This window comes from Sharpea porci, from assembly GCF_009695655.1.
Taxonomy (GTDB): Bacteria; Bacillota_I; Bacilli_A; order Erysipelotrichales; family Coprobacillaceae; genus Sharpea; species Sharpea porci.
Genome location: NZ_VUNM01000010.1, coordinates 12767 through 25409 on the forward strand (window position 1 = coordinate 12767; position 12643 = coordinate 25409).

Here is a 12643-nt window from a genome sequence, read left to right on the forward strand (position 1 = left end):
ATGAATGTTTATTTAGTAATTAATAAAATTTTACAGTTGTTTATGATGATTGTTTTAGGTTTTATTTTAGGAAAAATGAAAGATTTTGATGAGAGCTTTATCGATAAAATGAATCGTTTTGTTTTAAATATAACAATGCCTTGTTTAATTATTTCATCTGTAAGTGCCAATAAAAATGGTATTCCCTATCAAGATTTATTTTTATCAATGGTTATTTTAATTATTATATTACCTATTTTTGCATATTTATGTTTGAAAATAAGTTCTTTAAAAGATAAATCACTCTATTTATTTATGATAATCTACCCTAATGTAGGTTTCATTGGTTTTCCTCTATTACAATCATTATTTGGTAAACAATCGCTTTTATTGACAGCTTTAATTAATATGCCTTTTAACCTATCATTGTTTACTTTAGGTGTGATGATTATGTCAAATAATAAATCATTTCAAATAAAAAAACTCATTACACCAGGAATTATTGCTTCATTGATTGCAGTGTTATTATATATTTTTTCAATATCATTACCTGAAACATTGTCACAGCCTATTCAATTGATAGGCAATATGACAACACCATTGGCAATGATTATTATTGGAGCAACGCTTTCTAAATATCCTATCATGGAAATATTTCTCGATAAAAAGACTTATTTATTTACAATATTCATTGATTTACTCATTCCAATGATTTTTTCACCGTTAGTTCATTTTTTTATCAAAGATACAATGATTCAAGCAATGACGATAATTATTTTAGCGATGCCTGTAGCTAATGGTGCTGTTATCTTTGCGAAAAGATATCACCAAAATGAATTTTTAGCAGCAAAAACAGTTTTTCTATCAACTTTGTTATCAATTATAACAATACCGGTGGTGGCTCTATGTTTCATTTAAATAAAAAATATTTATTAACATTGATAACTGTTATTTTATGTGCTTTTATACAGGCATATGTTATTAAAGTATTTATTCAACCTGCTAATTTATTGTCAAGTGGATTTACAGGAGTTTCGATATTGATTGAAAAAATTACATCAACTTATTTTCATTTCTCATTTTCTACTTCTTTAGGAATGATTGTATTAAATGTACCAGTAGCTATCTTATGTTACAAAAGTATTAGTCCAAGGTTTACATTCTTTTCTTTATTAGAAGTTTTTCTAGCAAGTTTCTTTTTAAAAATAATTCATTTTCCACCTTTTTTTGATGATACTTTGTTGAATGTGATTTTTGGTGGAACTCTTTATGGATTGATGACGGCAGGTGTTTTAAAAATGAATGCCTCAACAGGAGGAACAGATTTTATTGCATTATATATTTCTAATAAAAAAGGGAAATCGATTTGGAGCTATGTTTTTATATTTAATTCAATTATATTATTGATTTTTGGATTTCTGTTTGGTTGGATCCATGCGGGATATTCTATTTTATTTCAATTTATTTCTACTAGAACAATAGATTCATTTTATCATCGTTATGAACGTGTTACTTTACAGGTAACAACAAAAAAAGCACAAGCTGTGATGAATAAATATATTAAAAATTATCGACATGGAATATCATGTGTTGAAGCTATTGGAGGATATAGTCATGAAAAGATGTATTTATTACATACAGTTGTTTCTAGCTATGAGGTTTTAGATATTGTAGAGTTAATGAAAACAGTAGATCCTCATATTATTGTTAATGTTATAAAAACTGAAAATTTTTTTGGTGGTTTTTATCGTCCACCGATTGATTGATTAAGGCAATTGAAAGATTGCTTTTTTCTTTTGATGAATTGTCAAATTAAGTGCAACACGATGTATGTGAGTCTATTTCGTTCATTACTTCATTTGGGTCTTATAGCCAAGGCATTTTCGTGGCCGATTATTCATCAGTTCAAGATTATGCTTTAGCTCATCTTCATCGGCAAGTGATAGGTCCATTGGTGTTCTCATTTGTTCCTTTTTGCCTGGCACAGTATGGATTGCAGAAGCAGGTACTGCAATGTAGCGCATTTTCTATATCCTCATAACCGGCGAATTCTTTTCCGCGGTCGAACGTTATCATCTTGACCATGTCTTCGGGAAAATCTCTTAATGCTTTGATGATAGCCTGGCTGACAATTTCGGCTGGTCTTGTAAAGTTTCCTTTTCTTCTTAGACGTGCCATTGTGACAGGACCAAGCCTTTTCTGGTGAATCATTCTTTAGATCGTTGATGTGGAAGGAACTTTGTGTGCTGTTTTTCTATCTGCGATTTGTTCAGGCGACCAGTGATCTTCTATTCTGGATTTCACGTAAGATAGCGTATCCTCACAGGAAATATATTTTCTGCCACAATGATGTTTTCTGTTTTGATATATTTCCTGGGCTTTCGAAGGGATATACCGGGAATCTCGTTCATTTGTTTGGCTTCGTTTCAATTCTCTGGAAATCGTACTCGGACTTCTTCCAAGCTGCTTCGCTATTTCACGAATCGATACGTCAGAAGAAGAAAGTAAAGATATGATTGTTCTCTCATTTATGTTAAGATGGTTGTAGTTCATGGGATTCTCCTTGATAAATGTTTGTTTTGTCACTCACATTTTATCATTGAACCCATGGACTTCTTTTATTCTTATAGGCTGTTGCACTTATTATAATAATTTATCGATACAATAAAGGAGCTCACCAGACGAAAAGGAGCTCCCATATGAATTATTAACATTTAGATGAAAAAAGCACTAATTGATATTTTATACCAACTTCACTGCTCGATGAGAGAGATTGGAAGGCGTCTCAATATCTCTCATTCTACTGTTTCCAGATATCTCAATAATGTTCATAAATAGAAATCAATACCTAATATTCATGTTAAATATAAAGACTTTATCGATTATCTTCTCAAAAATTATGACTGGAGAGTCAACTCGATTGAGACATGTGTCTACAAATTTAAAAAATATCATCCAACTAAACCGTCAGTAAGTACTCAACAGGTTTACATTTGGATCAACGACGAAAAAGTTGAGAAGAGCAAAGGAAAACTCCAGGAGCAAGCACAACAATAAAAAAACAAGGCCAAATCTAATTGACCTTGCTTGGTAGTTGTTTTGGATATTTCCACTGTCTACTTGACAGGGGTCATATCATATCATTACTAGTGTTTCCTATACTACATTTTATATGTTTTTAGTGAATTAATTTAGCTGCAATGTATCCTTCGTGTACAGCATCAAAAATTTGACGAACACGTTTAGCATCACCAACATTAAATACTTGCATATCTGTTTCTTCTTCTAACTTTGTATAGATAGAGTTATCTGGAACGAAACCTGCTGCAATAACTACATTATCACAAGCTACATTTTGTTCATTACCATAACGGTCTGTTAAGACAATAGTATGATTCCCTACTTCAATTAATCTTAAACCTGTTTTAATTTCAATATCTGTTTGTGAGATTGCAATAGAGTATGCTTGGCATGCATTCGTCTTTTGTGCTAAGAAATGATCAGTCATTTCTACAATGATTACTTTTTTACCTTCAGCTTTTAATTCCAGTGCTGTTTCTGCACCAGTGATACCTCCACCAATAACAACAACTGTATTACCATCAACTTTTTCTCCACCTAAATAATCCATTGCGTTTACTACCATTTGACTATCAATATTTATGGCTTTAATTTTTCTAGAAACACCACCAGTGGCAGCAATACATACATCATAATTACCTGCAACGATTTCTTCATATGTTGCTTCTTTATTAATAACTGTAATATTCTTATGTGCGTCAATATGATCTTTATAATATGAAATTAAACGGCGAATATTCTTTTTGTTTTCTGGTTTTGCCGCTTCAATCATCGCACCACCAAATTCGCGTTTTTCATAAATCGTTACTTTATGACCATTATTTGCAGCTGTTAAAGCAGCTTCACATCCAGCTGGTCCTGCTCCAATAACAACAACATTTCTTGGATTAGTTGTATTAATTGTTTCTCTTTCAAATTTATATAAACCTGGATTAACTGTACAATGAATAGCTGTATGATTTAATAAACCTCTATCTAAGCAGCCAATTAAACAGTTAATACATGGTTTAATTTCACTTGCTTGACCATACTCAGCTTTAATAGCCCAATGTGGATCTGCTAATTGAGAACGACCTAAAGCAACAAATTCACCGCAACCATTTTTCAACAATTCTTCTGCTTCATCAGGTGTAAAAACATTATGACCTACAAAGACTGGAATATTAACTGCATCAGCAATTTTTTTACAGTCAGCACCATTGAAACAGTTAGGCTTTAAGAATTCCATTGCAGCAGTTGCATGAGTACCAGCCATAACGTTGATATAAGATACTCCTTCTTTTTCTAATGCTTTCGCAACTTCTATTGTTTCATCTAATGTAATTCCTTCTGGTTCCCAGTCAACTGTACTTAATTTAACACCAATTGGGAAATCAGGACCACATTTTTTCTTCATATCTCTTACCATTTCAATTAATAAGCGCATACGATTATGTAATGATCCACCATACATATCTGTTCTATGATTATCATGTGGTGATAAGAAGTTTGTTGGAATACATCCAGCTGCACCATGAATTTCTACAACATCAAAACCTGCATGTCTACATCTTAATGCAGCATCACCAAATTTTGAAACTAAGTCATGAATTTCATCTACAGATAATTCTCTCGGTAATTTAGCACCTGCTTCATACCATGGTTCAAAAGTGATTGGAGATGCACCGATAACGTCTGCACTACCAACGAAACCAGCATCACGACCTGGATGAGCTAACTGTATACCAGCTGCAGCACCATGCATTTTTAATGCATCAGATAACTGTGATAAACCTGAAACGAATTCATCACCATCAGCACGCAAACCACAAGATGTCATTGGAACAGGAGTTGCGTTATCCATAAAAATTAAGCCAGCACCACCTTCAGCCGCGTCAACATATGCTTGAATCTGGCGTGAACTTACTGAACCATCAGGATTTCCTAAATAAGTTCCCATTGAATTACGAACAATTCTGTTTTTAAGCACAACATTACCAATTTTTCCTTTTTTAAATAAATTAGGATAATATTTGTTTTTCATATTTTTCTCCTCCATCTTATATCATATAGATTAAATTATGATATAATCCTCATAAGAAAAAAATCACAAGAAAAAAGAAAAAAGTTGCTTAAGCAACAAAAATAGAAAGAAAGTTGCAAAATATATGAAAGAAGATTTACGTGTTATAAAAACTAAAGATAATATAAAAAAGAGTATGCTTCATCTCCTTAAAAAATATCCATTTAAAGATATTACTATGTCCATGCTGGTAGATGAATGTCGCATTAATAAAACAACATTCTATCGTCATTATTCAGATAAATATGACTTAATTGAAAAGATTTCTAAAGATTATATATCCTTATTTAGTAAAGCAAGTTCAAACTTTGAAAATGGGATCAATGTACATAATATTGATTGTTTAATTCAATTCTTTGATGATAATAAAGATGGACTTTTAATTTTAGAATCAAAAAAACTACCCATTAATATATTTGAAGATATGCATACTATCATGACATTAGACCTCTGCACATATTTCAAAAAATCTATTAATCAGGATGATTTAATTAAACTATATGCATCTCTTATTTCAAATAATATCTTAACAACCATTAAATGGTACCATAAAAACTATTTAAATTTTGAAAGAAATCAGATTATTCAAATTGTTTTACAAACCGTTGAAACAGGACTTGAACAATCAATCACTGCTATCATGAAAGGCCAAAAATAACTCTAACATTTTTATAAAATATGTTAAGTGCTATATCTTCTTCTATTTCAGTGGGTGAAACAGGACTTGTATGTAAACAAAAATCTACTATTAATTCGTTTTTGCTTTATATAAAACAAGCAATAAAAGAAAACCAATCATAAAAAGATTAACAAAATAGTTAATCCTTTTATGATTTTCTATTTGCGTTTCGCCTTCGTTAGTAAACTGCTTTTTAGAGCTCAGCAATATAGTAATCAACATAAAATCACTTAACTATTTTGTATATACATTAATTTACTCTAAAAGAAAAAAGACCACGATAGATTAAATCTTCGAGGTCTTCTTGGTTCTTGTATCGTTGAGTATTATTCACCAACAAAAGACATAAGTCTTATTTATCGTTTTACTAACAGTTTATTAAATTGGATAAACTTTATGTGTGGCGTGTAATTTATCTTTTTGTAACATAATAAGTACTTCTTCCTGTACCATAACGTTCAACACTGCCTTCTTCAACTAATTCTTTAAGAGCTTTAAGAATTGCTGAACGCCCAATTGTTGGACAGTTCATAATAACATCTGCCCCAGTAAACTTACCTATCTTGTTTACAGTATATGCTCTAACGATATCTTTAGCACTGCTTATTCCTGAATTCAAGTTAACTCTTTCTTCAAATTCCACATAACATGCAAGAATCATCTGTAACATATATTTGATAAATGGTGTGGGATCATTTAATTCTTCATGCCAACCTTGATTAGCATTTTCTAACACATCATAGTATACTTCTTTTGTTTTTTCTATTTGCTTTTCTATGCTAATATACTTTCCTACAACGAAACCACTTCTGTATAAAAGTAATAAAGTAAGCAATCTACTCATTCTACCGTTACCATCATTAAAAGGATGAATACATAAAAAATCTATAATGAAACAAGGAATAAGAATAAGTGGATCAATTTTTTCAAGTGCGATTTCCCTATTGAAGCTTTCACAAATAGCATCAATTGCACTAGCTGTTTCATAAGGTGCTACAGGAGTAAATCGCGTTACTTGTGTACCATCGGGTAAGGTTTCGTTGATGTAATTTTGTGTATTTTTATAACTTCCTCCATAACTAAAACCTGCAGGCTTCATTAAATCTCTATGAAGCTGTAGAATATAGCGTCCTTCAATCGGGATAAGATCATGACTTTCGTGAATTGTATTTAATACGTCTTTGTACCCAACAATTTCTTTTTCACTTCTGTTTCTAGGCGTTGTCTTTTCTTTAACTAATTCTTTAATTCGAGTACTAGTTGAAAAAATACCTTCTATGATATTGGATGATTCAGTACTCTGTATCTTGGCTATTTCTACCAACTTATCTAACTCTGCTGGCTTTTGTCTAATATAAAGATCCTGTCTTCCTTTATATTCATGTATTTTAGAAAGATAATTAATAATTTCCATATCAATCTTTAGGTTTGCCAACTTAGAATAATCAAAACTTCTCAAATCTATCACGTCCTTTCGTCCATCAAATTCGTTTATCGTCCATATTGTATCGCGTTGTGGACAATAATTCTATTTGTTGGATATAAATTTACTCAAATTATCGTAAACTTACTATTCAAAGACCAACTATGATATTAATATTATTAATCCCGTACACATTATTATTACCTTGTTATTCCGAAAAAAAATATTTTTCATTTTTTCGGAATAACATATCGTTTTGGTTTACAGTTTACTAGCACAAAAAAACCTCAGTTTCCTGAGGTTAATTCTGTAGATTTAATTATTCACCAACGTATGGTAATAAAGCCATCTGTCTAGCTCTCTTGATAGCTCTAGCTAACTGTCTCTGATACTTAGCTGAAGTACCAGTTACACGTCTAGGGATGATCTTACCATTAGCTGATACGAATCTCTTTAATAATTCTACATCTTTGTAATCGATGTATTCGATTTTATTCTTAGTGAAATAGCAGACTTTCTTTCTGCCCATTCTCTGTCTTCTGAATGCCATAGTCTTTTCCTCCTATTTAAAATTGAATGTCGTCATCCATGATATCATACGCATTAACATCATCACTGAAGTCTTTATCTAAATCGACTTGTTTTGAATTTGTATCATAGAAACTTTGACGATTTGTATTGTTGGACTGATTATTGAATGTATTTTGTTGGTTTGAATAATTATTCTGTTGATTACCAAATGCATTCTGATTGTTGTAAGAGTTGTTGTTATTGTAAGAAGACTGGTTGTTATAGCTTCCCTGTGGTCTAGCTTCAGCTTCTCGACGTGATTCGAGGAACTTCACACTATTGCACATCACTTCCACAACATAGACCTTCTGGCCTTGGTTGTTTGTGTAATTTCTTGAACGAAGTGAACCATCAACACCTACAAGTGAGCCCTTATGACAATACTGAGCTGTGCTTTCTGCAGCTTTATTCCATACAACACATGGAATGAAGTCAGCAGACTGACCATCTTGAGTTGTGAATCCACGATCTAAAGCCAATGTAAAACTTGTAACAGCAGTACCATTACCTGTTCTTCTTAACTCTGGATCTCTGGTCATACGACCAACTAGGACAACACGATTAATCATTTAGTGCACCTTCTTATTTTTCGTCACGACGTAAAGTTAAGTGACGTAAAACATTAGCGTTGATACGTGATAAACGTTCGAATTCAGCAATATCATCAGTGTTAGTATGAGTATCGATTACTACATAATAACCCTTCTTGTAATCCTGAATTTCATAAGCTAATTCACGCATACCCATTTCTTCAGATACGTTGTCAATGACACCGCCATTTGAAGTGAGGACACCTTTTAAATCTTCAAGAGTCTTGTTTCTCACATTCTCTTCTAAATCAGGTTTGAAGATCATCATAATTTCGTACTTATTCATTCTTTTTACCTCCTTTGGTCTAAACGGTTCCTTAGCGGAACAGGGCAAGTCACAACTTGCCTTGACATCATAACACGACCAACTATAAAAAGCAATCACAAATCCAAAAAGTGACCAAAATAACGTGAAAATTGAAGATGATTAATTATGACAACTTCAACCATTCAATCAAAAGTTTATGCATCTTTCCTAGCTTTACGAACATAAATAAATAGCCGGTGGCTTTTCAGTTTCTGCCTACCAGTGACGCGTGAACCGCGTTTTACGTTGTGCGGGTTGACCAACTGTCAGTTCATTTATTTCTTGGTTTTCATTTCTCGACCTTGAATCCAGCAAGCAGATCTTCAAAGTCCATTGCCAGTCGATCTATTTCTTTGTCTTCCACCAGCTGATTTCTTATGTACTCTTTTATTTTCTTCGTATTCTTTCCAACTTTATCAACATAATATCCTCTGTACCAGAAGGATCTGTTCTGATACTTGAATCTTTTCTTCAAAAAATTATTTGAGGCTTTTCCCTTCAGCTATTATATTTTTCCAGAGACGGTATATTTTGGCGGAATCTCAATTGGCATATGTACATGATTAACACAAACTTCTTCTTTAATGATGTTGATGCCCTTCCATTCACATAGCTGTCTCAAAATTTGTCCAATTTCAAACCTTCGAGCATCATAAAATGCCTTTCTTCTGTATTTTGGTGCGAAAACCACATGATATTTACAATTCCACTTAGTGTGTGATAAACTGTCTAATCATCATTATATGACATGAAAGTGTCCTCCTATTCTGTATTGCAGTTGTTAGCCGCAGAATAATTATAATGTGAGGACTCTTTCTTTGCCACTTGGCTAAAGCTCGAGTGGACCCCCAGACAATCCGGGAGTTTTATGTTTCACAATAAAAGCGACGAGCTAAACATATAACTATGCTCATCGCTAAATCATTAGCAATTCAGGTTTTAAAAACATGAATTGCCGAAAGACTTTATACCGAATATTACTTATTGAGAAGATCAGAATGGCTTCCGGTATCTACTAAAGTCAATGTAATTATATCGTATTCAATAAGATATATGAGAAGCCAATCTGGTTGAATATGACATTCACGAAAACCTTTTAGATTTCCCTTTAATTCGTGGTCATGATACTTTTCTTCAAGAACTTTACCCTGACGTAAACAATCAACAACATCATCAAGAAGATTCAAATCTAGCCCTCTCTTCTTCATTCGTTTATAGCTTTTTTTATAAGCTGACGTAAATTTGACTTTTAAAAGCATTTATTCCTCAAGAGCCTTTTTAAGATCTTCCATACTTGTATACCCCGCAATGTCAGGATTGCGGGAAATTCTTCTCGCTTCACTAGCAGCGTCAAGAAGTTCTTTTGAATATTGTGGAACTTCCACTTTGAAAGGAATTCCTCCTCTCAAAACACACTGTTTTAGAAAGATATTAACGGCACCAGACATATCTAAACCAAGTTCACTAAACAATTCGTTCGCTTGTTTTTTAACATCTGCATCAATACGAATTTGAGTTGGAACAGTTGACATAAAAATCATCTCCTTTCATTCAAATTATATGCTTTCAGTTTACAATGTCAATCATAATAGCAATATTATAGCAAAGAGTTATTAGGGATTCTTTACTTATATCCTTGTTATAAACACCAATGATACTACCATAATTGTTTATGAATATTGGACTAGCACATACTTAATCTACTTACACAAAAAAGGCGGTTGATACCAATAAGGTTTACCGTCTTCTAAGTTTAATTTCTATTTTATTTAATAGGGCAAAGACACCCTATACTATTTATAAGCACTGAAAGAATATTAGTCCGCTAAATCTTCACCATTAGAAGCAATGACTTTCTTATACCAATAGAAAGAGTCTTTTCTATATCTATTCAATGTACCGACTTTTTCATCAGTTGTATCAACATAGATAAAGCCATATCTCTTTCTAATACCTTCATGTGTTGATACTAAGTCAATGGCTGACCATGGGCAATAGCCCATCATTTCAATACCATCAGTAATTGCTAGCTTTAATTGTTCAATATGAGCTCTTAAGTAAGCAATACGATAGTTATCATGGACTTTACCATCTTCCGTTAAGGTGTCATAGGCACCTAAACCATTTTCTGTAACGATCATTGGTAAATGATAACGAGAATACATTTCTCTCATATTTGCTCTAAAGCCAAGTGGGTCAATTTCCCAGCCAAATTCTGTCTTCGTAAGATTAGGATTGTTGAAGCCTTTATAGTAGCCTGCTTCTCCTCTTGCAGTCTGCTGGTCTGCACCTGGGCTTAAGTCTTCATCAGCATCAGCATGTTGTACTGTTGATGTTGAATAGTAGTTAAAGCCAATGAAATCAGGATGTGCAGCTTTTAATGCTTCTTCGTCACCTTCTCTAAATGTAGGTGTGGCATCATGTTCTTCAAGATAGCGCCATACCAAGTTATTATAACGACCAAAGACTGCCATATCTAAATAAAGCCAGTTTCTAATCGCATTATATTCCTGTGCTGCTAGAATATCTTCAGGCTTACAGCTTGCTGGATAGACAAGTGAGATGTTAGGAGCAGGACCGATTTTGTCTTCTGGGAACATCTTGTGCAATAAGACCATGGCCTTTGCCTGTGCTACCAACATATGGTGATTCTGCTGATATGTTTCTTTAATGACATTTTCGCATCCTTCTGGAATATGTAATGTCCCAATTAATGGACCTACTAATGTCAACATATTCTGTTCATTAATCGTCAACCAGTATTTCACTTTAGAACCATAATTTTCAAATAATACACGAGCATAATTTTCAAACCATTCTACTGATTCTGGATTTGACCATGAACCTCTTTCATCCAATGCTGCTGGCATGTCAAAATGGAACATTGTAACTAATGGTTCAATATGATGTTCTAAACAACAATCAATAACTTTATGATAATGATCAATACCTGCCTGGTTTACTTCACCAGTACCCTGAGGTAAGATTCTTGTCCATGCAATAGAGAAACGATAGACTTTAAAGCCCATTTCAGCCATTAATGCAATATCTTCTTCATAACGATGATAGTGATCAGCACAAATATCCAATGATGCTGTCCCAGCTGGTAATTCTTTGACATCCTGGCATGAAGGGCCTTTTCCATCTGAGAGATTTGCACCTTCTACCTGATATGCGGATGTTGAAGCACCCCACAAGAAATTTTCTGGGAATTTTTTTAAATTCTGATCTAACATATTTTTCCTCCATATCTTCTATTATCATTTTACATGAAATATCTGATAGTTAGATTTATTTTCATTTTTGGAAAGAACAATTATAAATCTTGAGGTGTAGTAATTTTCTTATTGTCATAGTCACCTAATACCACATAGACATCTTCATGCAGTGCTTCAACACAGCTTGCATCATCCGTAACAGCAAGATGATGTTCATTGACATAGTGATATGCCTTTGTAATCAGTGATGTCTTAAAGGCCTGAGGTGTCTGGGCGTTATAGAGTTCACTGCGCTTAAGGGTTTCAACAACTTTACCATCAACAACACGCTTAACAGTATCGATTGAAGGCACCATTGCTAGACATGCATCATGTTCTTCTAAGCTTTTACATAAGCGATCAAGTAAGTCCGACTTGATAAAACAACGTGCACCATCATGAATCATGACATAGTCCTGATTAACAGCTTGTAAGCCATTAGTGACTGAATTCTGTCGCTCAGCACCACCTTCTACAAAGATAATACGCGAGGATGCAATAAGTTTTTTGAAGTCTTCCTGTTCTTCTTTCTTTGTCACGACAATGATTTGTTTGCATCTTGAATCATTTAGAAAAACATGCATGGTCTTTTCATAGACTGTTTGACCATCAATGTTATAATACATTTTGTTGTAGGAGAGGCCAGTACGTTTACCTGCTCCAGCACAGAGAATAATTGCACTATAATTCATCTT

At 33.2% G+C, this 12643-nt stretch carries 13 protein-coding genes and 2 pseudogenes; 4 read left to right on the forward strand and 11 right to left on the reverse strand.

The genetic code is table 11. From position 1 onward, the window contains the following. Together FYJ79_RS05980 and FYJ79_RS05985 are read left to right on the forward strand one after the other, a co-directional pair. Positions 1-897, forward strand: coding sequence for an AEC family transporter (locus FYJ79_RS05980; protein WP_154515415.1), 897 nt, complete (start codon positions 1-3; stop codon positions 895-897). Beyond that, positions 885-1745 carry a YitT family protein gene (locus FYJ79_RS05985; protein ID WP_154515418.1) on the forward strand — a complete coding sequence of 287 codons (861 nt, stop codon included), beginning with the start codon at positions 885-887 and terminating at the stop codon, positions 1743-1745. Before FYJ79_RS05980 ends, FYJ79_RS05985 begins: the two co-directional genes overlap by 13 nt. Positions 1746-1791: 46 nt before the next feature. Here FYJ79_RS05985 and FYJ79_RS12875 read toward each other — a convergent pair. Beyond that, a pseudogene (locus FYJ79_RS12875) lies at positions 1792-2532 on the reverse strand (transposase). Positions 2533-2697: 165 nt separating this feature from the next. Here FYJ79_RS12875 and FYJ79_RS12830 point away from each other — a divergent pair. Then, entirely contained in the window at positions 2698-2817 is a 120-nt protein-coding gene (locus tag FYJ79_RS12830) for a helix-turn-helix domain-containing protein (RefSeq protein WP_154515421.1), read from the forward strand. 340 nt (positions 2818-3157) lie between these two features. Here FYJ79_RS12830 and FYJ79_RS06000 read toward each other — a convergent pair whose 3' ends face one another. Further along, on the reverse strand, positions 3158-5083 hold the full coding sequence (locus FYJ79_RS06000; RefSeq protein WP_154515424.1) for an oxidoreductase: 1926 nt from the start codon (positions 5081-5083) through the stop codon (positions 3158-3160). A 124-nt stretch (positions 5084-5207) separates the two neighbouring features. Here FYJ79_RS06000 and FYJ79_RS06005 point away from each other — a divergent pair, with 124 nt between their 5' ends. Further along, complete coding sequence (locus tag FYJ79_RS06005; protein WP_154515427.1) at positions 5208-5780, forward strand: TetR/AcrR family transcriptional regulator; 573 nt, start codon at positions 5208-5210, stop codon at positions 5778-5780. A 433-nt stretch (positions 5781-6213) separates the two neighbouring features. Here the strand turns inward: FYJ79_RS06005 and FYJ79_RS06010 are convergent, their stop codons facing one another. The 9 genes and pseudogenes from FYJ79_RS06010 to ispD form a co-directional block, all read right to left on the reverse strand. Continuing rightward, the gene (locus FYJ79_RS06010; RefSeq protein WP_276617958.1) at positions 6214-7269 is read right to left on the reverse strand and encodes a Fic family protein; all 1056 of its coding nucleotides are present in this window, start codon (positions 7267-7269) and stop codon (positions 6214-6216) included. A gap of 274 nt (positions 7270-7543) precedes the next feature. Continuing rightward, complete coding sequence (gene rpsR, locus FYJ79_RS06015) at positions 7544-7774, reverse strand: 30S ribosomal protein S18 (RefSeq protein WP_033162192.1); 231 nt, start codon at positions 7772-7774, stop codon at positions 7544-7546. A 16-nt stretch (positions 7775-7790) separates the two neighbouring features. Then, complete coding sequence (locus tag FYJ79_RS06020; protein WP_154515433.1) at positions 7791-8363, reverse strand: single-stranded DNA-binding protein; 573 nt, start codon at positions 8361-8363, stop codon at positions 7791-7793. Positions 8364-8376: 13 nt separating this feature from the next. Beyond that, positions 8377-8670, reverse strand: a complete 294-nt coding sequence (gene rpsF, locus FYJ79_RS06025) for a 30S ribosomal protein S6 (RefSeq protein WP_033162194.1) — start codon at positions 8668-8670, stop codon at positions 8377-8379. 310 nt (positions 8671-8980) lie between these two features. Then, positions 8981-9418 (reverse strand): annotated as a pseudogene (gene tnpA / locus FYJ79_RS06030) (IS200/IS605 family transposase); the annotation flags it as partial. 250 nt (positions 9419-9668) lie between these two features. Beyond that, positions 9669-9950 (reverse strand): type II toxin-antitoxin system YafQ family toxin, encoded by a 282-nt coding sequence (locus FYJ79_RS06035; RefSeq protein WP_154515436.1) that lies wholly within the window; start codon positions 9948-9950, stop codon positions 9669-9671. Beyond that, positions 9951-10223: a type II toxin-antitoxin system RelB/DinJ family antitoxin gene (locus FYJ79_RS06040; RefSeq protein ID WP_154515439.1), complete on the reverse strand. Its 273-nt coding sequence runs from the start codon at positions 10221-10223 to the stop codon at positions 9951-9953. A gap of 285 nt (positions 10224-10508) precedes the next feature. Next, on the reverse strand, positions 10509-11927 hold the full coding sequence (locus FYJ79_RS06045) for a glycoside hydrolase family 1 protein (RefSeq protein ID WP_154515442.1): 1419 nt from the start codon (positions 11925-11927) through the stop codon (positions 10509-10511). Positions 11928-12007: 80 nt separating this feature from the next. Then, positions 12008-12640 (reverse strand): 2-C-methyl-D-erythritol 4-phosphate cytidylyltransferase, encoded by a 633-nt coding sequence (gene ispD, locus FYJ79_RS06050; RefSeq protein WP_154515445.1) that lies wholly within the window; start codon positions 12638-12640, stop codon positions 12008-12010. Positions 12641-12643 lie beyond the last annotated feature (3 nt).

Coding starts and splice junctions, on each gene's coding strand:
- FYJ79_RS12830 (WP_154515421.1), top strand. CDS start 2,698: ATGAAAAAAGCACTAATTGATATTTTATACCAACTTCACTGCTCGATG.
- rpsF (WP_033162194.1), bottom strand. CDS start 8,670: ATGAATAAGTACGAAATTATGATGATCTTCAAACCTGATTTAGAAGAG.
- FYJ79_RS06040 (WP_154515439.1), bottom strand. CDS start 10,223: ATGTCAACTGTTCCAACTCAAATTCGTATTGATGCAGATGTTAAAAAA.
- FYJ79_RS05985 (WP_154515418.1), top strand. CDS start 885: ATGTTTCATTTAAATAAAAAATATTTATTAACATTGATAACTGTTATT.
- FYJ79_RS06035 (WP_154515436.1), bottom strand. CDS start 9,950: ATGCTTTTAAAAGTCAAATTTACGTCAGCTTATAAAAAAAGCTATAAA.
- FYJ79_RS05980 (WP_154515415.1), top strand. CDS start 1: ATGAATGTTTATTTAGTAATTAATAAAATTTTACAGTTGTTTATGATG.
- FYJ79_RS06005 (WP_154515427.1), top strand. CDS start 5,208: ATGAAAGAAGATTTACGTGTTATAAAAACTAAAGATAATATAAAAAAG.
- FYJ79_RS06045 (WP_154515442.1), bottom strand. CDS start 11,927: ATGTTAGATCAGAATTTAAAAAAATTCCCAGAAAATTTCTTGTGGGGT.
- rpsR (WP_033162192.1), bottom strand. CDS start 7,774: ATGGCATTCAGAAGACAGAGAATGGGCAGAAAGAAAGTCTGCTATTTC.
- FYJ79_RS06020 (WP_154515433.1), bottom strand. CDS start 8,363: ATGATTAATCGTGTTGTCCTAGTTGGTCGTATGACCAGAGATCCAGAG.
- FYJ79_RS06000 (WP_154515424.1), bottom strand. CDS start 5,083: ATGAAAAACAAATATTATCCTAATTTATTTAAAAAAGGAAAAATTGGT.
- ispD (WP_154515445.1), bottom strand. CDS start 12,640: ATGAATTATAGTGCAATTATTCTCTGTGCTGGAGCAGGTAAACGTACT.